Below are 22,178 nucleotides of genomic sequence, written 5' to 3'. Positions count from 1 at the left end.
GGCATAGTTATTGCTTAAATTAAAACTCAATTAAGCTTAGTTCAACAGTAAGCGTTAATACTGACATAAATTTGGCAAAGGCTGAAACAATAACCGGGTAAGATCTGCTGATTTAAAATGTGTACCTATGGCTGAAGATAAATTACAACAATACCAAGACTTAATAGATGAATTAAAGATTGATCTCGGCGATCCAAATTTTGACTTTATCTTCAAGCAAAAAACGGCGCAACTCAGTAAGCCTGACCAGTTCCTGCTGAAGATGGAAATGACCCGGCTATCACAGCCCGTAGCACGCTTTATCGACCTGCGTGGCCAGGTGTCAGGGCAGGTAAAACCCTATGAGCATGACGGGAAGCAACATTTTATGGACGATGTTGCAATCCGGGTATTTGAGCAAGAAGTCGCACGTTATGGCGGGTATACCTTAGCCGTTTACGAAGCGGTTATGAACACCGACAATAACTTTAAGGTCATGCAAAAGCAGGCAGCCCAGCAGCAAGAAGAAGATACGCCTGGGCTGGACCTCTCTCAGTCAACTCAGTACATCCGCTTTGCTTCATACGAGAGTCGTATAGAAGAGCGGATGAATTACTCAATCAAGATCACGGTAGAATTTGGCAATCAGCGCATCGCCAATGCCAGTACGTCAGATATATCCCTCAGTGGCGCGAAAATAAAGCTGGCCCCAAACTACCACTTACACAAAGGTGATTTAGTGTCGCTGCGGCTGGTCGGTCTTGAGCAGGATTTTGAACTGGGCCTGAAAAGTGGGATCCAGTATGAAGTGGTCGCCGTTGATCCGGTCTCCAGTGAGTATAACCACGTTCGCCTCAAGCGTACTTTTGTAGAAAACAACAGTGGGTTTGATGACTTTTTACAGAGTTTTATCCATGGTAATAAACGTCGTTACAAGATCAACCTGGATAACACCATGGATGCCGTCGTGTGTAAGGGATATGAGCAATATTACCTGCCCCGTGTTAATTCACTGTTCGTGTTTTTTAGCCAGGCTAAAACTATGCTCTACCCGAGCCTGGTACTCACGAATGAAAACAACGCACACATTAACTATTACTTTGAAGATGAGAGAAAAACATCTTCGCTCTACAGTGTGTTCAATCAGCAACGCCTTGATATGTTATTGCTTCGCCCTGAGCCGGTGAAAGAAGCCTACTGTTACACATTCACCCATGGCAAGAATGGCAAAATTTATTTTTACTCAGCATTCGACTGGGAACTTAAAAAGTCCGCTGAATTACGTGACCTATTTATGGGCTTTGGCAGTCAAAAAGAGAGCTGGCGGATCTTTAAAGTTCAGCTGATGCCCAGCCACCATGAAGACGCCTTTATCCCGCTTTCTTTGCCCTCCAGCGCTGGCAAGAATGTTGAGAAGCTCAACAAACGCCCAACCCCACGGGTGCAGGGACTGATTGAAAATGTGAAATATCTGATGACGCTCAGCGATATTACCACCGAGCAGCAAACAGCATATTATCAGGCGCTGGACTATCCAAAAGAGCAAGTTAATCTCATCAAGCAGTTTGGCCATGGCAAAGCCAAAGTACCTCCCCCACTTGAAGTCGTCGCACTTGAGTATATCAACCTGCGTTCACACAAACGCTATCTGTATAAGACCGCAGCGACGGTGAACCAAGAGGATGGCCAGGCGCTGCATGGTCATACCCGGGATTTCTCAGTCATGGGCCTGCAAGTCGCACTTGAAGAACCAGCGACACTGCAAAAAGGTGATATTGTACATCTCGACCTGCCCGAGCTGCAAAAAATCACCAAGCAACACAATCTGACCAAGCTCAGGTATGAGGTCATGGCTGTCAACAAAGCAAAAACCATCATCAATCTGAAGGTCAATATTCTCAGCAACGTGCAGCATACTGCCATCACTTTTTTTAAGGTCCTGATCGAGAGTAATAAGAACAAGCTTCAGCCATGTGAAGAAGCCCCGAGGATCCCCGGTTTGTCGCACGCACTGCGCAACATGGTCACTAAGAGCATTTGTCAGTTTCCTTTATATCTGCACAAATCTGCGGCCCATTTTAGAATTGGCGCCGTTGCTCAAGGACTCTACCCGACAGCGCTACACAAAGTGTTACTCAGTCAGGTGTATCACCATAATCATCAGGAGTATGTCCAGAGCGAAGGGTTACTGCCGGGCGAGTTTATTGGTGACTATCTGGGTGAGCGTTTACGCAAGCAATCTCGTCAGGATAAACCCCTACAATATACGGTGTTCCTGCGTTTTGATCCTCAGGCTACGGAACTAAAAGAAGCACTGAAAAGCCAATGTGTCGCTGCGGGTGAATCCCTGGACCCAATGTTTTTATTTATCAAACGAGCGCTTAAAAAAGAGTTACTGTTTGTATTTCATCTGTATATCTCCAAAACAGGCCGCCCTGATATGGATTACCTGGCCAACGAGCTGAGATATGTCAGTCATTATGCCATTCACAAAGCCAAAGGCCTGGAAGAAGCGCTGTGGAATGTGGCTGGGGTATGCGATTTGATAGATGTGACAGAACAGCTCCTGTCCACACTGGATGTTCAGCCAAATCAACTGGCGGCAATGACTGAGCGTAAACACACCTGGTTAGCTGCTCAGCCCGGCTAAGCGTGTCCCCGACAGCGTTAACTGTCGGGTCGATTCGCTGTTAGCTCAGACCACCAAACAAAGTCAGTAGTGCTGTCAGGACCAAAAAGAACAAGATATTACGTTTAACCAAGCGCATCATGCAGGTTGCTTCATAAGTACAACCAAAAAATTGCTGCTCTATTTGCTCAGCAGCCAGTGCAATATCACTCACCACACGCCTGTTGGGGGTGTCAAAGTCCAGTAAGTATTTGAGCCAACAGCCAGTGCCTTTGGTGAAATTACCGATGATCAAATAACCAAAGCTGGCAACTCTGGCAGGCAACCAATCTAGCCAGAACAGTAGCCTGGAAAACCGCTGTGTTTGCGCCCCCAATGTTCCGCGCAACAAGGCAACCTGCTCAGGCAAGTCGTCTTCCTGACGTTCTGTGAGCGTTATAACCAGATATCTCACTGTTGCATACAGCACCGCACCTGGTGCGCCCAGCACGACAAACCAGAACATCACCGCACAATAGTGCTGAAAATTAATCCATACCAGCGTTTGCCCGAAAGTTTCACCATTTCGCTCTGACTCTGTCCGCTCCTGTCCCATTTGCAGCGCATACAGTGTCACCGCTTCGGAATCCCCCCGCGTCAATGCGTTAAGGTAGCCTTTATATAAGCGACGGTAACGCCCACAGCCAAAACACACCAGTAAGATCAGCACATTGAGTACCAACTGGAAGATAATAAAGTCAGAAAGGTGGTACACCATGGCAATCAGCACAGTGGGCAGTATCAGCCAAATCATCACGCCAGGATCAGAACCGAAAACCCCCTTGTTACGAAGCTGATGTTTGCTCCATGTCAGATACTTGCCCATATAGAAGTCAATCTGCCAATGTTCTGAGCGGGCACCAAGGCGCTCAATAACTAAAGCAATTATGATAGAAATTAACATCATGTTCGTTACTCTTATCTTAACAATGCGAAATACTTGTCCCAGTCGAACGCTACGCCTGGATCGTGTTTACGACTAGGTGCAATATCACTGTGTCCGACAATGCGTTCCCTGGTCAGCTGAGGGAATTGTTGCTGTAACCATAGCGTGAGCTCAGCCAAAGCCTGATATTGTGCTTCAGTGTACGCCGTCGTATCAGTCCCTTCCAGCTCCACTCCGATACTGAAATCATTACAGTTGTCTTGTCCTGCGAACTCAGATACACCGGCATGCCAAGCGCGTTTATCAAACGGCACATACTGAATAACCACTCCATTCCGACGGATCAGGCAATGGGCGGATACCCGCACCCCTTGCAGGGAATCAAAACTGGGATGAGCCTGACAATCCAGCGTACCCATAAATAGATCATCTATATAGGTACCGCCATACTGGCCCGCCGGCAAGGAAATGCAATGCACCACCAGCAATGAGGCAGCACATCCTGGCGGACGTTCGTTATAATGGGGCGAATGCCGTTGATGTGCACCGGGCAGCCAATTTACCTTCATAAATAGAATCACTTAGCCACTTTGTTATGCTATTACCTTAGCAAGTTTGCCATACTTTCACTATGTTATTTTGACACTGGGGACAGACCATCGCAAAGTATGTCCCTAAGACCACCAATAATCGACATTGTCATTAACTGGCGTAACGCAGTAGAATTAGGTTATTGAATAGCAAAGCCAAGATAGTCCATGTTAAACGAACAGATCCCCCAGCTGGTTAAGCTGGCACTTGATGAAGACCTGAATAACCAAAGCGCTGCCGATGGTGATATTACCGCAGCCCTGATCCCCGCTTCTCAACAGGCTAACGCCTATGTCATCACACGCGAAGCATGCGTGTTTTGCGGCAAAGACTTGATCCTTGAGGTATTCAGACAAGTGGACCCTACTGTTGAGGTCAATGTGCTGGTCAATGATGGCGAGACCTTGCAGCCAAATCAGCGCATTTTTGAAGCAACAGGCAGTGCACGTGCCATTCTCACTGCTGAGCGCACTGCACTCAACTTTGTACAAACCCTGTCAGGTACGGCCACAGCCACAGCACATTCTGTAGCGGCACTTGCCGATACCAACACGCAATTGCTGGATACAAGAAAAACCATCCCGGGCCTGCGCGCATTACAAAAATATGCTGTGACTTGTGGTGGAGGCAAAAACCACCGCATCGGCTTGTTTGATGCTTTCCTGATCAAAGAGAATCACATTGCAGCCTGTGGCGGGATCGCCAAAGCGGTTGCACAAGCCAGACAAAACCACCCGGATAAGCCCGTTGAGGTTGAGGTAGAAAGCTTAGATGAGCTGCAACAGGCACTCGATGCGGGCGCTGATATCATTATGCTCGACAACTTTACCGTTGAGGACATTCAAATTGCCGTTAAACAAACTGCCGGTAGAGCTAAGCTGGAGGTCTCGGGTAATATGACCTTAGATAAACTGGCGACGTATGCGCAGGCTGGTGTGGATTACATTTCAAGTGGTGCATTGACGAAACACCTGCAGAGTATAGACTTATCTATGCGCTTCGAGTAACAGGTGTAACGGCTTTGTAATAAAATGCAAAGCCCGTTCGTTGACAAGAATGAGAAAACTCTTTTTAATACGAACAAAGAATTAGCAACTCAATAATTCTTGTGCGTAATCCCAGCCCGGCTGTGTGTGTTAACAGAGTGAGTAAGATATATGGCGACAGAGCTCGACAGTTGCCAGACGGTTGTAAATCAAAACTGTCACAGTAATGTTGTATACTGATGAGTGATTCTAGTCCTAATGACTTAGGATAAAACTACGAACATTAGCTTTGATTTACAACAAACTTATTATAGGAATAAAGACCTATACTTGGTCCGATTCTGAGAGCAAAAATTTAATAAACCCCTGGTGTGAGTGGTTGCTGGCATCGGGTCTAATATCCTTTAGGAGACACATCATGACGCAAAGACAACAGGGTGGTTTTACCCTTATTGAATTAATGATTGTAATCGCAATCATTGGTATTCTTGCTGCCGTTGCCCTGCCGGCGTACCAAGACTATATTAACCGTGCCAAAGCTTCTGAGCTGATGGCTGCTTCAACCATGCCAAAAGCGTGTGTGACAGAAATTTCACAGGTTGGTGGCGCACCAGCAAACTGTGCTTCTGCCACCACTGGTGAGGCAACTGAAATGGTTGCCTCAGTCGTAGTTGGTACAGCTGGTGCCATCACGATTACAGGCCAATCAGATATGGCGGGTGTGACCGTTGTTGTGACTCCGTACAATGGTAATGCAGTCGCAACTGCGGCAAATTTCACAGCTGGCTTCACTATCTCAGAGTGGAGATGTACAGCAACAGTAGACGAAGCGACTAAGACAGCTTGGTTGCCAGCAACGTGCACAGTATCTACTACAACTTAATTTAATAACAATGAATAAGAGGGAGCTCAGCTCCCTCTTTGCTTTTGGACTCTATGAACCAACCCGACAAAAACTCCGCCAAAGTCGATACCTTTATCTGGGTCGGCGTCAGCGCCCGCGGTAAACGTTTGCAAGGCGAACTCACTGGTACCAGTGTGGCCCTCGTCAAGGCACAACTGCGCAAGCAGGGGATCACGCCCTCTAAAGTTAAGCGTAAACCTAAACCCTTATTCGGGTTCACTAGCACACAAAAGATCACTCCCAAAGACATTGCCGTTGTGACCCGGCAAATAGCCACTATGCTGACCGCTGGTGTAGCCCTGGTGCAGGCATTAGACATGATAGCTTCAGGTGCCAAGAACAAAAGCGTCAGCAAGCTCATCACCCACATTGCCGATGAAGTAAAAGCAGGCCAGCCGCTGGCCAAATCTTTGCGTAGCCATCCCAGGTATTTTGACGAATTGTATTGTGACCTGGTTGAGTCCGGTGAGCAATCGGGCGCACTGGACCGCATCTTTGACCGGGTGGCCTTGTATAAAGAAAAAGCAGAAGCGCTGAAGTCGAAAATCAAAAAAGCGATGTTTTACCCGATAGCTGTGTTGTCAGTCGCCCTAATCGTGACCTCCATCTTATTGATTTTTGTGGTTCCGCAGTTTGAAGAGATTTTCACCGGGTTTGGTGCTGAATTACCAGGCTTTACACTGATGGTGCTGGGCATTTCAGAATTTATGCAAGAGTACTGGTGGTTATTCCTTATTGGCCTCGGTGGTGCGGGCTATGCCTATAAAGAAGCCCTGCAACGCAGTCCCGCTGTTCGCCACTTTAACGATCGTATGGTACTGCGGATCCCGGCAATTGGTGAAATCCTGAAAAAAGCAGCCGTTGCCCGTTATGCCAGAACCCTATCGACCACCTTTGCGGCAGGCGTACCTTTAGTCAATGCGCTGGATTCCGCCGCAGGCGCTTCCGGCAATATCATCTACAAAAATGCGATATTGGATATTAAGGGCGAGGTCAGTTCAGGTAATCAAATGAACTGGGCGATGCGCAATGCCAGGATTTTTCCCGACATGGTAGTGCAAATGGTCTCCATTGGTGAAGAATCCGGTGCACTAGACAGTATGCTGGCCAAGGTCGCCAGTATTTATGAGCAGGAAGTGGATGATGCAGTCGATGGACTGTCCTCATTACTTGAACCTATGATCATGGTGATCCTGGGCGTGCTGGTTGGCGGCTTGATTATCGCCATGTATTTACCTATATTCCAGCTCGGCACCGTCATTTAACACAATAACAAAGACACTATTATGCAAGAAGTTTGGCACCTTATGGAGCAGCAAACCTGGTTTTGGTTGCTGACTGTCGCACTGACCAGTTTGTGTATCGGCAGCTTTTTAAACGTTGTTATTTATCGCTTACCCGTTATGATGCAGCGCAACTGGCAAGCCGAATGCCGGATCATTCTGGAGCAGGCACCACAGCAAGCTGAACCTGCCACTTTTAATCTGATGACACCCGGGTCTACCTGTCCTAAATGCCATACTAAGATTAAACTACATCATAATATCCCACTGCTCAGCTGGTTATTACTCGGTGGCAAATGTGCATACTGTGATGCCCCAATTCCCAAACGTTATCCGTTGGTCGAGTTACTCACAGGGGTAGCATCACTCTGGCTGGCCTGGCATTTCTCAGCTACGCCTCAGGCACTGGTGTACATTCTGGTCACCTGGGTATTAGTCGCCCTGATCTTTATTGATATCGATCATATGCTGCTCCCCGATCAATTAACCCTCCCCTTACTCTGGTTTGCCCTGTTGACGGCCGTAGCGGGCCTAACTATTCCTCCTTCCGCAGCCATCATAGGTGCGGCCGTTGGTTATCTCAGTCTGTGGAGTATTTACTGGGTATTCAGGCTACTAACCGGAAAAGAAGGCATGGGATTTGGTGATTTTAAACTCTTAGCCGTATTTGGTGCTCTGATGGGCTGGCAGTCACTGTTGCTCATTGTGTTGCTATCAAGTGTTGTTGGCGCGGTAATTGGCGCAACACAGCTCGCTGTGCAAGGCAAAGATAAGGCCAGCCCTATTCCCTTTGGTCCTTACCTCGCGATTGCGGGCTGGCTAACGCTATTATATGGTGAGCAACTCAGCCGCTGGTATCTGTCGTTATTAGGAGTATAAGGTTATGGCCAACTGGATCTTAGGCTTAACTGGCGGTATCGGGGCGGGCAAAACAACGGTATCTGACTACCTGAACAAGTCAGGGATATGTGTTGTGGATGCCGATGTTGTGGCGCGAGAGGTCGTCGAGCCCGGCAGTGAGGGATTAAATGCCATTGTGGCCCATTTTGGAGCGCAGATCCTGACAGACGAAGGCACTTTGGATCGCACCACGCTGCGCGGCATCATTTTCGCGGATGAAAACGAAAAAAGCTGGCTGAACGCGTTACTACATCCGCTGATCCGTGCCCAATTACTCGCCCAGTTAGCCCAAGCTGACAGCGATTATGTGATTTTGTCCGCCCCTTTGCTGTTTGAAAATGGGCTGGAGCAATACTGTGATAAAACCTTGCTTGTTGATGTGCCTGTTGAAGTGCAACTCACACGAACCTGCGTACGAGACAACGCCCACCAGCAGCAGGTTGAGCGCATTATAGAAGCACAAATGAGCAGAACAGATAAACGCGCAAAAGCCGACTTTATTCTCGATAATAATCAGCCCCTTGAAGCGATGCATACTGAACTTGCCGCCTTACATCAAGCGTTTTTGCAGCAGGCGGAAAAAAAACGTGCCTGATCTGTACGATGCACGCCCACACAAAGCAGGGTTTACGATCAATTCGCTACCCGTATCCAAGCATTTTTTGCTACATTTAGTGTAACTCGTTGAAGTCTTAAGAGCATTATGGAACATCACTCGCCGTTACTGAGAAAGTTTATTACCCTTGGCAAACTGACTGCCGAACAGGTCAAAGCCAAACAAGCCGACGCCCACTCAACGGCTGAACTCATCTGTCTGTGTAGTGGCATGAGCAGCCAGGAAATGGCTGAGCAATGTCTGGACTTGTTCAGAGTCCCTTATTTTGATCTGAACGGCTTTGACATAACTCAGGTTCCAAAGGAGCTGGTCAAAGAAAAGTTAATCCGTCAGCACCACCTGCTACCTCTGGTCAAAAAAGATCGTAAACTTTTTATTGCTACCTCTGACCCTACAGACTACGGTGCATTCGAGAACTTTGAATTTAGCACAGGCCTACAATGCGAAGTTGTGGTAGTAGACTATAAGCTGCTCGACCAAAAAATTGACCAACTCTTTGACGATAATAGCTCTCTCAGCCTCAGCGAAGACGAGTTTAAAGAGTTTGCCAGCCTGGATGTCGAAGACGAGCCCAAACAACAAAACGCTGATGAAGAAAAAGACGATGCACCTATTATCGTTTATATCAATAAAATCCTCATGGATGCGATAAAAAAAGGTGCCTCGGATCTCCATTTTGAGCCCTATGAAAAGAAATATCGGGTGCGCTTTCGGATCGATGGCTTATTACATGAAATGGCGAGCCCTCCACATGCGCTCTCCAGCCGCTTGTCGGCACGTATCAAAGTCATGTCTCATTTGGATATCGCCGAAAAACGAAAACCACAAGATGGCCGCATTAAGCTGAAAATTTCAGAGCGCAAAAGCATCGATTTCCGTGTCAGTACCCTGCCTACCATGTGGGGCGAAAAAATCGTAATGCGTATCCTCGATTCATCCGCCGCCAAACTGGGCATTGAGGCTCTGGGCTATGAAGCAGATCAAAAGAGCATGTACCTAAATGCACTCGATCAGCCGCAGGGGATGATCCTGGTCACCGGACCGACAGGTTCAGGTAAAACAGTCTCGCTTTACACCGGCCTGAATATACTCAATAAACCAGAACGCAACATCAGTACCGCCGAAGATCCGGTCGAAATTAACCTGGAAGGCATCAACCAGGTTCAAATCAATACCAAAGCGGACATGACCTTTGCCAACGCGCTGCGGGCATTCCTGCGCCAGGATCCCGATGTGGTCATGGTCGGTGAGATCCGGGATCTGGAAACTGCGGAGATAGCCATCAAGGCTGCACAAACTGGTCACCTTGTGATGAGCACACTGCATACCAATTCAGCCGCAGAGACCTTGACTCGCTTACTCAATATGGGCGTGCCGGCCTATAATGTGGCCAGCTCTGTCAGCCTGATCATTGCCCAGCGTCTTGCGCGTCGACTGTGTCCCAAATGCAAAGAGCCTGAACAATTGCCTGAAGAGGAATTGCAGCGTCAGGGTTTTAGCGCAGAACAAATTGCAAATATGACACTCTATGCGCCCAAAGGGTGCGATCACTGCACCGATGGCTATAAAGGCCGGGTAGGTATTTATGAAGTGATGAAGATCACACCCGAGATCTCGCATGCAATCATGGAAGGTGGTAACTCACTGGAGATTGCTGAACTTGCCGCGAGCAAGGGCTTTGCAAACCTGCGCCAATCCGGGTTAAAAAAAGCCGCAGATGGGATCACCTCACTGGCTGAAGTCAACCGGGTCACGAACTATTAATTCTCCTGGTGCCAGTGACTGCCAACGCGCAGCACAGTACAATAGAGAAAATTAGTAATGCAGAGGTATGTATGCCTGTATCTGTAAAATGCCCTACCTGTCAGGCTGCGGTGATCTGGTCGGCGCAAAGCCCGCATCGTCCATTTTGCTCAAAACGCTGTCAGCTGATTGACTTAGGTGAGTGGTCTGAAGAGAACAACAAAATCTCGACCCCACTTAACAGTGCGGATCTGTCACCTGAAGCGGCCCGGGATATGGTGGAAGATTTAGAAGCCATGCTGGCCAAAAACGACGACAGTTTCTTTAAAGAATAAGCAACGAGCTCAGCCCGGCAATTATCCGGGCTATATAATACCAATTTCACTTAATACCTGGTCTATTTGAAGGAGCAATTAGGACGCTAACAGTGTTAAAAATTTCTCATTTAGAGCAACTAAATAGCAAAATTTTTGCCTCGCCTACATGGATGTAGGTGCCTCAGCGATAGCAGGACGCGGGAGCGGTGTTATCGACCCTATTTTCTCGCCTCAAAATAGCCTACTTAATTAAGCAAATTGGTATAATCTGGCCATAGTCGTTAAGAAGACTGATGTTGATGGTGCTTTTTAGCCTTTCGCTTATGACGCAACTGCTCAAGTTTGGCGCGCTGCTCTTCGGTCAGGATATGATACACCTTGTGTTGTGTTTCTAACCTTATCAACATCATGTCACGCTTTTGAGGTTGAAATTGCTCCAGTAGTACCTCCGCCTGTGCTTTATCAAACTGCTCCGCCTCTATCAGAGATTTGAATGCGTCACGATGTTCACCTTTGACTTTATCACCGCGAAGGGTCTTAACCTGCTCTCGCTGCGCATCAAACAGGCTTTTCAATTCATCTTGCTGACTTTGAGTCAGGGCCAGATGCTTCACAGCACGCTTTGAGAGCAACATATGACCCATGCTTTTCATCGGTTTCATACTTGCAGCCCGGGGCTGTTTCTCATTCGTATCAGTATCGGCGAGTGCTGCACTGCTGCCAGCCATTACAGAGGCCAGTAACACGGCTTTCAATGTGTAGCGAACTTTACTCATAGTGTGTGTCTTCATAATAGCGTCTCCTGTTAAGCTGAGTTCAACTTTAGCAACGCCAGAGCAAAGCAACGTCAAGGTTGTGTAAAGTTTTGTCAAGAGCTGTTTCAGCACCACACACTCACCGTTTTTAGCTGACTTCCTGAGCGTAAAGAAGTGTAAAGTCAGCCACCTTACTTCTATAGTAAGGTAAGATAAACACAGGAACAGTGAAAGAGTAACAGTATGAGTGCTAATGTACTGATTATCGACGACGATCGAGGCCTGTGTGAGCTTCTTGAAGACTATCTGCACAGTGAAGGGTGTGATGTTATTACCGCCCATACCGGGCCTGGCGGGCTAGACATGGCCTTAACCAGAGAGTTTGATGTCATCCTGCTGGATGTGATGTTACCCGAACTCGACGGCTTTGAAGTGCTCAAAGCACTGCGTGCCAAGAAAATGACCCCAGTGATCATGCTAACGGCCAAAGGCGATGATTTCGACCGAATTTTTGGGCTTGAACTGGGTGCCGACGATTATATCCCTAAGCCCTTTAATCACAGGGAGTTGCTGGCACGCATCAAAGCCATTACCCGTCGTGTCGCTCACCTGCTTCACAATGCAACTGAACCCTGTTTCGAATACCATGACCTGACGCTGGATCTGTCTTCGCGTACCGCCAGTATCAAAGGCACGCAACTTCCCCTGACCGGCACGGAATACGAAATGTTGCACCAGCTGGTCAAATCAGCAGGCCAGACCGTCACCAAGCAAACACTGTCACAGACAGTGCTTGGACGTCCTTTGGCCCCCTATGACAGATCGGTAGATATGCATGTCAGCAATGTCAGAAAGAAAATCGCGTTATACAGCTCGCATACTTATATCAAAACATTACGTGGCTCTGGCTATATATTCCTAAAGGCATAAGATGAGGAAGTACTTACTAATACAAGTTTTCCTGTGGTTTTGGGGCACAATTGCCGCCACTTTATTACTACTGATGAGTGTCAGCCTGCTACAACCTGACATCCTGGAAACACGCCAGATCAGCCCCGCAATGTTGAAAAACCTGCAGCACCTGCAGCGTAATATTGAACGTCGTGCCGAAAGCCGCCCAGGGCAACCCCTGTACACCTTATTACCCGCTCGACACCGCAGTCACCGACCAAAAATTTACCTACGCCACAACGACGAACAACGCAGCGTTCTGAGCCATTCAGAGCTCAAGGAATGGGATTTGGCGCTACTGAACTTTACTGCCAGTGCACCACCACAAGTTGTCGACACCGAGCAATATCGAGCTTTTGGCCCCATAGATATTGAGCTACAAGGTGAAAAGTATCAGCTTTTTCAATTGATGGACCACCGCGACCCTCGTATTCTGACAAAGATCCGCTTAATGCCAACCTGGGCAAAACTGCTGACTCTGATCCTGGCCAGCTTTGGCTTTAGCCTGTGGTTTACACGCGGTCTGCTAAAGCCTGTACGACAACTCCAACAGGCCGCAGCAGAACTGGCACAAGGCAAGCTGGATACACGGGCCAACATCAGTGCATCACGCCAGGACGAACTGGGGCAGCTAGGTAAAGATTTTGACCTCATGGCCAGCCGTCTGCAAGCGCATGTCACGCAACAGAAGCGTCTGCTGGCCGATATCTCACATGAATTAAGATCGCCCTTAACCCGTCTGCAAATGGCAAATGGCATTGCCAGTGACAAAGCGCCTGAGGCTCTGTCGCCCTACCTGCAAAGGGTCGAAAAAGAAGCCCATCTACTTGAGCAGATGCTGAGTGATATTCTGCAGTTATCCCGGCTGGAGTCTCAGCAGCTAACACTGACCCCATACCCCATTTCACTCATTGAGTTACTCGACCCTATTCTTGACGATGGTCAATTTGAAAGCCAGCAACTTGGTAAACAGCTCGACTGGAAACCCTTGCCTGAACTGACCTTAACTGTCGACGCTATGTTGCTTGGCCGCGCATTTGAGAACATACTGCGCAATGCCATTAAATACGCGAACAAGCAGGTTAGTCTGACAGCACAGTGCCAGGACGACACCTTGATCGTCACCATCTGTGATGATGGCCCCGGCGTCAGTGAGGTGATGTTAGAGAAACTCTGCATTCCCTTTTTCAGAGCTTCACAAGCCAGGACACCACAAGGCACGACAGAGCCCGGCGGGTTTGGACTGGGGCTGGCAATTGCGCAACATGCCATAAAAGTGCATCATGGCCGTATTCAGTTTAGCAATCACAATGGCCTGCGTGTCACCGTAGAGTTGCCAATAGACCAGCATGTTTTATAGCGATAGTAATCACTTAATTGATAATCTGCCTTATATAGAGGCACACTGGAAACGCTGCGACCAGGGCACTTTTGAGAGCCCGCTCGGGCCACTCTTTTATGCCTGTCACATACCCGAGCAAGCACACTTTGCGGTCATACTGGTCAACGGCCGGATTGAATCAGCGCACAAATATCAGGAGTTGTTGTGGGAGCTTGCCAATAACCAGATTGCCGTGTTTACCTTTGACCACCCGGGACAGGGTCTGTCGGGGCGGTTTCTGGACAATGAGCACATTGGCTATATACCGCGGTTTACCCAATATGGCGATTGTCTGGATGCGTTTTTCACCCAGATAGTCTTACCTAAGTGGCAGGGAAAGAGCGTTATCCTGGCCCACTCTATGGGTGGAGCCATTGCATGTGATTACTTATCCCGGTTTAGCAGTCCGGTTGCGGGCGCATTTCTCAGCGCTCCTATGTTTGCAATCAACACGGCACCTTACCCTGACTGGTTTGCCCGTGGGATTGCTTCACTGGCTTGCAACCTGGGGCTCAGTAAACACTATGCCATTGGCCAGACAGATTACCAGCCAAAAGCCTTTACTGACAACGAGCTCACACAATGCGAACAACGCTACACCTTGTTCAGACAGCTATATCAAGCGCACTCAGCATTACAGTTGGGGGGGGTCAGCTTTCGCTGGTTGCAACAAGCGCTGACATTTACCACAGACCTCACCAAGCTGCGCATTAATCTGCCATTGAGCATTGCCAGCGCACAACAAGACAGTATTGTTTGCCCTGCTGCACACACCATGTTTGCCGCTAATAATAATGCATGCCAGCTGTCTCATTACCCCGGCAAGCATGAGCTGCTATGCGAAGTCGACACCATAAGGCGAGCTGTACTAGAGCAATTTTATACCTTTGCCGCTCAGCTCGTTGCGTGTGATAAACCTAAAACGCCGTCACTCAGTGCAACTAATTAGTTGGAGATACCGCTAAGGACACTGGATCCTGATGGATCAGTATATCCATTTCGGCCTCAAAAGCGGCTTTAATATGTGCCACCACTTCATCACTGATCTGATGCGCCCGTGCCAATGGAATATGATCGTCCAGCTCCAGATGCAACTGTACAAATTTCACTTTACCACTTTGGCGAGTCCTTAGATCATGAACGCCATAAACGTCTTCATGACTGGAAGCCAACAAAATAATCTCGGTTTTTTCTTCATCGGGGAGTTCTTTGTCCATCAGGTGGTCCGCGCTCTCCCGGGCTATTTCCCAGCAGTTATAAAGCAGATAAGCCGCCACCCCTATCGCAAACAATGCATCGGCATGCTGGACCTGCCAATGGCTCAGTAGCAATGCAGTCAGCACGGCGAGATTGAGTAAAATATCACCTTTATAGTGCAACGAATCAGCTTTGATAGCGATGGACTGAGTGCGCTTAACCACCTGATGCTGCACGAAAACCACAGCGAATGTGCAGGCGACAGCAAACAGACTTACCCAGACGCCAAGCAGACTATGCTGAATGGTTACCGGGTTAAACAAGCGCTCAATACCATGAAACGTCAATAAGCAGGCAGAACCCGCAATAAATGCAGACTGACCAAGACCCGCCAGCGCTTCAGCTTTACCATGACCAAAGCGATGATCATCATCAGCAGGGCGCAATGCATAGCTCAGCACCAAAAAACTCATCATAGATGCACTGACATCCAGTAATGAGTCCGTCAGCGACCCCAGCATGGCTGCACTACCTGATGCCAGCCAGGCCCAGGTCTTGGCCGCTATCATCAGCGCGGCCATCACCAGCGTGAAGATACTGGAAAATCGGACTAAAAAGTTATAATTATGGGCCACCTATTACCTCTACAACCAGATTAAACTTCCGAGTTAGGCTTATCTTATAGTGTAAGTCATGAAAATGAAAAATTAGTGACGCTGGCATAATAATATGGACACACTGCCCGCCTCCCTGCTGTTCAGAAGAGCGCACCACCACTTTTAGCCTGTATGCTGGATGCGCTATACTGCAAGCAATATTATTCTGAGGTTATCCATGTTAGACATCGTATTGTATCAGCCTGAAATTCCCCCCAATACAGGTAACATCATTCGCCTGTGTGCAAACACCGGATTTTCTTTGCATTTGATTGAGCCTTTGGGCTTCGACTGGGACGACAAACGCGTCAGGCGCGCCGGCCTGGATTATCACGAATTCAGTGAAGTGAAACGCTACCCATCACTGGAGGCCTATCTGGAGGCACGCAAACCAAATCGCGTGTTTGCCTGCACAACTAAGGGCACACGTTATCACCATGAACCAGACTACCAGAGCGGCGATTGTCTGCTGTTTGGTCCGGAAACAAGAGGCTTGCCGGAAGACCTTATCTTCTCTTTACCACCAGAGCAACGCCTGCGGATCCCGATGCGACCAGACAGCAGAAGCATGAATTTGTCCAATGCAGTATCTGTGTTTGTGTATGAATCGTGGCGCCAGATGGGGTTTGATGGGGCAGTTTGAACGCCATTACGAATGAAGCCACTCTTAAGTGGCTTCTTTTTTATCTCTAATTCAGGTTCATTTCCTGAATTATTTCATGGGCGATTGGCGGGGTCGTACTCACAGGTTTTTCATGTTTGTTGGCCTTGAGCTGACCTTTTCTGTGTTTTAGTGCAGCATCCAGCTTTTTGGCTGCCTGTGCGATAGCCGGATACATGACGTCATCCTCTCCTTTTACGGATATCCTGGCTCCTGAATAATTGGTGTTGATCTCAGTGTAAAATTTCTTGTGTTCCTTACTGACTATGACGTCTATCGACAACAGCGACGGGAAGTGATTAGCTACTTTGGCAAACTTTTCATCAACGTGTTGCTTAACGGCTTCTGTCATATCTACGTGGTGGCCTGAAAGATTAATTTTCATAAGCGCTCCCTTTTGTTGTTTACCTATAACTAAGTATTGGAGCGAAAGACACAATTCTCAAGCAGAAATTTCAGATTTTTGTCATCAAACTGAATTTATTTGTGACAGATCACGCTTAGCGACGTCATGGAGAAAAAGTGCACACAGGCGGGCTCGTATGCAAGGTACTCAGTCAGGCTGTGATTGAACAGCCTGACTCTATGTAGGCAGGTTTATTTATAGGTAAGGTACGCCTCGCGCAATCTGGCCAGATTTGCATAGACATAACTACCAGACAAGCGCCCTTGATTCAGGTAAGTACGATCCAGAGTGATAGAAGTTTCTGGGGTATAGCCTTTTTTGTACACCAATGCATTGGAGTCCTCACCGATACGCGTACTCACACCATGACGCCAGGCCTGGTTGCCTTTGACCTGACCATACTCAGAGACAGCCATGTCTTTTCTCGGTGTCAGTGGGATACTGAAAGCAACACCGGCAACCTGAACATCTGTATCATAGGCATACAGTGACACATAGCTATCACCAAACCAGAACTTGGTTTCAACTTTCATGCCTTTGTCTTCTTGCCAGAACTCACCACCCGATAGATGGAAAGTGATATCTTGTTCAACCCAATGATATTGATATCCCATTACATGATAGTCACGGTCGCCGTCGAAGTCTTCGTAATCAAAGAATCCATAGTTGTTATACAGCTTATGACGCCCTGAAGGACTCACCCAAGCCGTTTCATTGATAATACCGGTGTAATCATAGTACTCCCGGAAAAAGCCCACCTGAGTTTGATTGTAGAAGCCAAAAGGCAGATCGAATGTTTGGTAGAAAACAGCCCGCTCCAAACCATTTTGCTCGCGTCGTGATTCAAAAGTATCACCTGGTTCAAAGTCTTCGGTATCAGCCACAACGGTTTGCGCTGTAATGTTAACACCAGCGCCGCGCCACACAGGAATTTCGAGATCCGCTCTTAGCGCCAAAGAGAAGTCGTACACACCGAGTTCTGTTGCATACGTGGAACTCAAAGCAGGACTTAAAGTCAGACGCGGTTTAAAGTATGGGCTATTAACAGCCCCGTCGCCAATCCAACCGACGCCACCAGGTACATCCATCATGCCCTGGCGAATGACCAATCCAGGTGCGGTTCCGTCTGTGATAAACTGCCTGTAGCTGCTTACCCGGCCAGATAGGGCCAGCAAAGGAATATCATGTTTACCCAATTGAACTGTAAACTTTGCATTGTCATTACTGATGTATTGTGCAACTCGGCCTAGTACAACACCAATTGCATCAATATCGTTGCGGTTAAAGACCGGGTTTTCGAACTTAACCACAATAACAGGTTCACGATTCATGCCCACCTGGACGTTTTCGAATCCATCCGTAACCAGAGCCTGTTTAAGCGCACGGATCTCAGCGTTCAATTCGCTGACATTTACTGCCTGAGTTGATCTAGAGTCAATACTTTGAGCGCTAAGGGCAGAGTTATCTGGCGTTGAAGTAGCAACACGGACTGACTCTGCAGAGTGCACACCTTGCTCTGACAAATGTGCTATCACACCTGCATTATCGGGTGCGGGTTTCACGTGCTGATAGTCTGCTCGGGATTGCTCCGATAATGGCATTGAGAAATTAATGCCATAAAAAGTATCTTTATCACTGTGATCAGTGCTGCTATAGAGCCGACTAGTCAGGGTCAGAGTACCAAGGTCAAATAACCAAGCTTTCGGTACTGTCACACGCGCCGCTGCATTCAGAGCATCGGCATCATGCTCAACTTGCAATGCAAACCAATCCAACGGTTGCCATTCGATACCTGCAAACACCCCATCCATCATACCGATAGTGCTTTTACTGGTGCTTACACCGGTCGAAAAGCGAAAATCTAACCAATCTTTTGAAGCAACAACAAAGTAAGACTCATACTGATTCGCAGCTCCACCGATATCTTTTCCACCAATGGCTAAATTAAACCAGTTACTTGGAATAAACGGAATTTGATACTTCGCGTTGAAAGATAGGTCTCTAATCTGTTTGTCACCTAATATATGAGCCCTGAACATATTATCGTGCATCGTATTGGCTGCAATTTGGCCGCTGACTTCTAACCCTTGCCATAAACCCGCAGCAAAAATGTAATTGTGACCGTCTACGAATTCGGAGCCCCTATAATCAAGTTGGTTGTTGTAGCCAATATCAATTTCACCCGCGTCTAAGACTTCTGCAGAAGGCGTGTTCACTAAACCAGTAAAGCCTGTGAAACTCTGATAATGCTTGGGTGACTCTTGCGCAACAGTGATAAAGGAGCAAGTCAACAAGCCACTTGCAAAGATAGGAGTTAGTTTAGACATAGTCCTCTGCCCAATTAAAATATTACAATAAATAAAGAATGAACCGCACTATATCATCAAGGTGATTACGGTTATGCATGAAATGTTCACAAGAATCGATAACTTTTCAAAGACTTTTTACTTCTTGAAAAACAGAGCGTTCAGGTTTATTACACTTCCACGTGGCGAATTTATCCCGGATTGAAAGTCTACTTCCTGAGTATGGAGGGCACTCGAAATGCCATCCACACTCAGCGAACGAGTCTCACTTCAAATTAACTATGTTGTTCTCTGGCATCGCCTCAAGCTTTTGTCGGGCATTCCAAACTAGGTCACAAATTCCATCTGTTGGATTAAATCCAGTTGGTGCCTCTAATAGCAACTGTCGAATAACTTGGTGGTCAAAATCGTGGCAAGCTTTGTCCAGGGTTTTTAATATCTCTTCTAGCTCATTCAACGGCAACATAACTTCCTTCGCCGTCATAATCCTTTCATGCGATGTCTGCTCAACGTTATCACCGATCAATAATTCTTCATACAGCTTTTCACCAGGCCGCAATCCGGTGCATTTTATCTCGATATCTCCATGTGGATTTGCTTCACTTTTCACTTCAAGGCCTGATAAGTGAACCATTTTCGTTGCAAGGTCTTTGATCTTTACAGACTCGCCCATATCCAACACAAACACATCTCCTCCTCTCCCCATTGCACCAGCCTGAATAACCAGCTGCGCGGCCTCCGGGATAGTCATAAAGAAGCGGGTGATTTCTGGGTGTGTTAGCGTGATAGGACCACCTTCTTTTATCTGTCTGCGGAACAAAGGCACGACCGATCCAGAAGATCCCAACACATTGCCAAACCGAACCATACAAAAGCGCGTGTTGTGCTGTCCTCTTTCCTTATTCTGAGCAAGACCCTGTAAGCAGAGCTCGGCCATACGTTTCGTTGTCCCCATAACATTGGTCGGACGAACAGCCTTATCGGTGCTTACCAAAACAAACGTTTCTACTTTTGCGTTGATAGCAGCCTTTGCTGAGTAATAGGTACCAAAAACGTTGTTTCTTACCCCTTCGACCACATTATGCTCAACCAAAGGGACATGCTTATAGGCTGCAGCGTGGTATACAGTTTGCACACCAAAGGCCATCATACATGTCTCTAGACGATTAATATGTTGCACTGAACCCATAATAGGTATCAACTCAATATCCAGTCCTTTGGTTTTAATGATTTCGCTCAATTCTTTTTCGATTGAATATAAAGCAAACTCAGTCAACTCGAACAGCACCAGCTTAGATGGAGATTGTTTGATAATTTGTCGACACAACTCAGAGCCGATAGAGCCGCCGGCCCCAGTAACCATTACGGATTTACCCAGAATCGTTGCATTCAGCAAAGCCTGCTTAGGGGCAACAGGATCTCGACCAAGCAGGTCTTCAATTTCAACATCTTTAATTTCGTCTAATGTTGCTCGTCCCTCTACAACATCCGCCATACCAGGGATCGTCATCACTTCAACGGGCAAGTTCTCAAGTTGAGCGAGTATTTCTTTCCTTCTTGCCCGACTTTCACTGGGCATTGCAAGTAGTACTTTTTTTACCCTTTTACGCTCGATTAACGTATACAAACCGTCAAATGCAATAACAGGGATACCCTGAAGTATCGAATCTTGCTTCGTCTTGTCGTCATCAATAAAGGCTGACACATAGTATTCATCTCCAGCACCAATAGCAGGGGCTAGCTGACGACCTGCAGAACCTGCTCCATAAATAACAACCGGTGTTTTATTAACTGTAGCTAGACGGCCAACCATAGCACGCACCATAATGCGGGACCCTCCAACAGACAAGATTAACAACCACGCATAAATAACGGGCATAGTCCGTGGTACAGCGACATGAGAAAAGAAAGAAGACATTACAAGCACAACGGTACTGATCAATGTGCCAATAACAATAGCACCTACCGCATGGGCGCCTACATACCTCAAAACAGCTCGATACAACCCCAGATTTATGAATGCGAACAAACTGACAGGCAGCACCACTGAAAGCAACAACCAATTATTAACGTCGAAAAGAGGCTCCAGGCTATCTAGACGTACTATGAGGGCTAGCCAGAATGCGCTTATTATAAATATAGAATCTATTATCAAAGTAACGAGACGCTTCTTTGAGCGCGAGGCATCAAGTAAAGAACGGAAAAAGCTATCCACTGTAAATCCTTGAGTTGCAAAACATCAGTTCTTCTGACGTTGTGACTAGTTATAGGCTAGTATACAAAATGATTCAACCACAGTCATTTTGAATTCATATTGTTAACACCAAGTAAAGCTGATGGGCAAAAAGGCACTTTTTAAATTCACCTAATTACCTCAAACACTTTACTCAGAACCTAAAATTCCTTTATAACGGCTGACCTTCAACAGCCATTTCCTTTAACTAACGCGATCTCCACTTCCCTTACCCGAAACGGTCATTAGAATAAGTTTGAAGTAGTTATACAAAGTCATACTTTTAATCATTTCACTGTCAGTCTTGGCAAGTAATTCTGGCGTCGACATGTCGATTTCATTTACTTGCGAAAGCCCTGTGATCCCTGGGCGAACAGCATATACGCCAACAGCATCACGTGCGCTTGTCAGCTCTTTCTGATTAAACAACCCGGGACGGGGGCCAACCAGGCTCATCTCACCTTTCAGGACATTCCACAACTGTGGTAGCTCATCAAGTTTAGATTTGCGTAGAAAGCCGCCAAATGGCGTGATAGACGAAGCGCTTGCCAAATGACTGGCCATGGACGCAGTATCAACCTTCATAGTTCTGAATTTAACCAATATAAAAGGCTTCTTATTGCGCCCTACACGCTCCTGAGTAAAAATAGGCGAACCTGTATCAAACAAACCAATGATAAACAGTATAACCAAAACAGGAAATGCGACTAACAAGCCGAACAAAGCGAAAAAGAAGTCAAGAAAACGAATCATAGTGTA

The 22,178-nt window shown here is 47.2% G+C and carries 20 protein-coding genes; 12 read left to right on the top strand and 8 right to left on the bottom strand.

Features of this window, described 5'->3' with window-relative positions; all coding sequences use genetic code 11:
• Positions 1-127 precede the first annotated feature (127 nt).
• Positions 128-2,629: a PilZ domain-containing protein gene (locus QNM19_RS15080; RefSeq protein ID WP_049864870.1), complete on the top strand. Its 2,502-nt coding sequence runs from the start codon at positions 128-130 to the stop codon at positions 2,627-2,629.
• A gap of 40 nt (positions 2,630-2,669) precedes the next feature.
• Here QNM19_RS15080 and ampE read toward each other — a convergent pair whose 3' ends face one another.
• Both ampE and ampD read right to left on the bottom strand, forming a co-directional pair.
• Positions 2,670-3,554: a beta-lactamase regulator AmpE gene (gene ampE / locus QNM19_RS15075; RefSeq protein WP_049864871.1), complete on the bottom strand. Its 885-nt coding sequence runs from the start codon at positions 3,552-3,554 to the stop codon at positions 2,670-2,672.
• Positions 3,555-3,565: 11 nt separating this feature from the next.
• Positions 3,566-4,102, bottom strand: coding sequence for a 1,6-anhydro-N-acetylmuramyl-L-alanine amidase AmpD (gene ampD / locus QNM19_RS15070; protein WP_049864872.1), 537 nt, complete (start codon positions 4,100-4,102; stop codon positions 3,566-3,568).
• A 189-nt stretch (positions 4,103-4,291) separates the two neighbouring features.
• On the opposite strand from ampD, the gene nadC reads away from it, so the two are divergent.
• From nadC to yacG, 7 genes are all read left to right on the top strand, one after another.
• Positions 4,292-5,131 carry a carboxylating nicotinate-nucleotide diphosphorylase gene (nadC, locus tag QNM19_RS15065; protein ID WP_049864873.1) on the top strand — a complete coding sequence of 280 codons (840 nt, stop codon included), beginning with the start codon at positions 4,292-4,294 and terminating at the stop codon, positions 5,129-5,131.
• A 397-nt stretch (positions 5,132-5,528) separates the two neighbouring features.
• Complete coding sequence (locus tag QNM19_RS15060) at positions 5,529-5,993, top strand: pilin (protein ID WP_049864874.1); 465 nt, start codon at positions 5,529-5,531, stop codon at positions 5,991-5,993.
• Between the two features lie 53 nt (positions 5,994-6,046).
• Entirely contained in the window at positions 6,047-7,279 is a 1,233-nt protein-coding gene (locus QNM19_RS15055) for a type II secretion system F family protein (protein WP_049864875.1), read from the top strand.
• Positions 7,280-7,300: 21 nt separating this feature from the next.
• A complete protein-coding gene (locus QNM19_RS15050) occupies positions 7,301-8,176 on the top strand; it encodes a prepilin peptidase (RefSeq protein ID WP_049864876.1) in 876 nt (291 codons plus the stop codon).
• 4 nt (positions 8,177-8,180) lie between these two features.
• A complete protein-coding gene (gene coaE, locus QNM19_RS15045) occupies positions 8,181-8,792 on the top strand; it encodes a dephospho-CoA kinase (RefSeq protein ID WP_049864877.1) in 612 nt (203 codons plus the stop codon).
• Between the two features lie 108 nt (positions 8,793-8,900).
• The gene (pilB, locus tag QNM19_RS15040; RefSeq protein WP_284026882.1) at positions 8,901-10,577 is read left to right on the top strand and encodes a type IV-A pilus assembly ATPase PilB; all 1,677 of its coding nucleotides are present in this window, start codon (positions 8,901-8,903) and stop codon (positions 10,575-10,577) included.
• A gap of 71 nt (positions 10,578-10,648) precedes the next feature.
• Positions 10,649-10,891, top strand: coding sequence for a DNA gyrase inhibitor YacG (gene yacG, locus QNM19_RS15035; protein ID WP_049866630.1), 243 nt, complete (start codon positions 10,649-10,651; stop codon positions 10,889-10,891).
• 263 nt (positions 10,892-11,154) lie between these two features.
• On the opposite strand, the gene QNM19_RS15030 is transcribed toward yacG, so the two are convergent.
• Entirely contained in the window at positions 11,155-11,664 is a 510-nt protein-coding gene (locus QNM19_RS15030; RefSeq protein ID WP_284026881.1) for a Spy/CpxP family protein refolding chaperone, read from the bottom strand.
• A gap of 207 nt (positions 11,665-11,871) precedes the next feature.
• On the opposite strand from QNM19_RS15030, the gene QNM19_RS15025 reads away from it, so the two are divergent.
• The 3 genes from QNM19_RS15025 to QNM19_RS15015 are packed head-to-tail and all read left to right on the top strand — an operon-like array spanning position 11,872 to position 14,909.
• A complete protein-coding gene (locus QNM19_RS15025) occupies positions 11,872-12,558 on the top strand; it encodes a response regulator transcription factor (RefSeq protein ID WP_010383559.1) in 687 nt (228 codons plus the stop codon).
• 1 nt (position 12,559) lies between these two features.
• Complete coding sequence (locus QNM19_RS15020; RefSeq protein WP_284026880.1) at positions 12,560-13,939, top strand: ATP-binding protein; 1,380 nt, start codon at positions 12,560-12,562, stop codon at positions 13,937-13,939.
• Positions 13,929-14,909, top strand: coding sequence for an alpha/beta hydrolase (locus tag QNM19_RS15015; RefSeq protein ID WP_284026879.1), 981 nt, complete (start codon positions 13,929-13,931; stop codon positions 14,907-14,909). The genes QNM19_RS15020 and QNM19_RS15015 overlap by 11 nt, the downstream gene beginning before the upstream one ends.
• On the opposite strand, the gene QNM19_RS15010 is transcribed toward QNM19_RS15015, so the two are convergent.
• Positions 14,902-15,792, bottom strand: a complete 891-nt coding sequence (locus QNM19_RS15010) for a cation diffusion facilitator family transporter (RefSeq protein WP_284026878.1) — start codon at positions 15,790-15,792, stop codon at positions 14,902-14,904. The genes QNM19_RS15015 and QNM19_RS15010 overlap by 8 nt on opposite strands.
• Positions 15,793-15,991: 199 nt before the next feature.
• Here QNM19_RS15010 and trmL point away from each other — a divergent pair, with 199 nt between their 5' ends.
• Positions 15,992-16,456, top strand: a complete 465-nt coding sequence (gene trmL / locus QNM19_RS15005) for a tRNA (uridine(34)/cytosine(34)/5-carboxymethylaminomethyluridine(34)-2'-O)-methyltransferase TrmL (RefSeq protein WP_049864429.1) — start codon at positions 15,992-15,994, stop codon at positions 16,454-16,456.
• A gap of 46 nt (positions 16,457-16,502) precedes the next feature.
• On the opposite strand, the gene hpf is transcribed toward trmL, so the two are convergent.
• The 4 genes from hpf to QNM19_RS14985 form a co-directional block, all read right to left on the bottom strand.
• Positions 16,503-16,859: a ribosome hibernation-promoting factor, HPF/YfiA family gene (gene hpf, locus QNM19_RS15000; RefSeq protein WP_010383567.1), complete on the bottom strand. Its 357-nt coding sequence runs from the start codon at positions 16,857-16,859 to the stop codon at positions 16,503-16,505.
• A 212-nt stretch (positions 16,860-17,071) separates the two neighbouring features.
• Positions 17,072-19,207, bottom strand: a complete 2,136-nt coding sequence (locus QNM19_RS14995; RefSeq protein ID WP_049864428.1) for a YjbH domain-containing protein — start codon at positions 19,205-19,207, stop codon at positions 17,072-17,074.
• A gap of 244 nt (positions 19,208-19,451) precedes the next feature.
• A complete protein-coding gene (locus QNM19_RS14990; RefSeq protein WP_049864427.1) occupies positions 19,452-21,401 on the bottom strand; it encodes a polysaccharide biosynthesis protein in 1,950 nt (649 codons plus the stop codon).
• Between the two features lie 222 nt (positions 21,402-21,623).
• A complete protein-coding gene (locus QNM19_RS14985) occupies positions 21,624-22,172 on the bottom strand; it encodes a sugar transferase (RefSeq protein WP_284026877.1) in 549 nt (182 codons plus the stop codon).
• Positions 22,173-22,178: the final 6 nt, after the last annotated feature.

It is taken from the genome of Pseudoalteromonas ardens (genome assembly GCF_030125445.1).
Lineage (GTDB): Bacteria > Pseudomonadota > Gammaproteobacteria > Enterobacterales > Alteromonadaceae > Pseudoalteromonas > Pseudoalteromonas ardens.
Note: the sequence above shows the minus strand (reverse complement) of the source record. Positions and strands in the feature narration are given on the sequence as shown.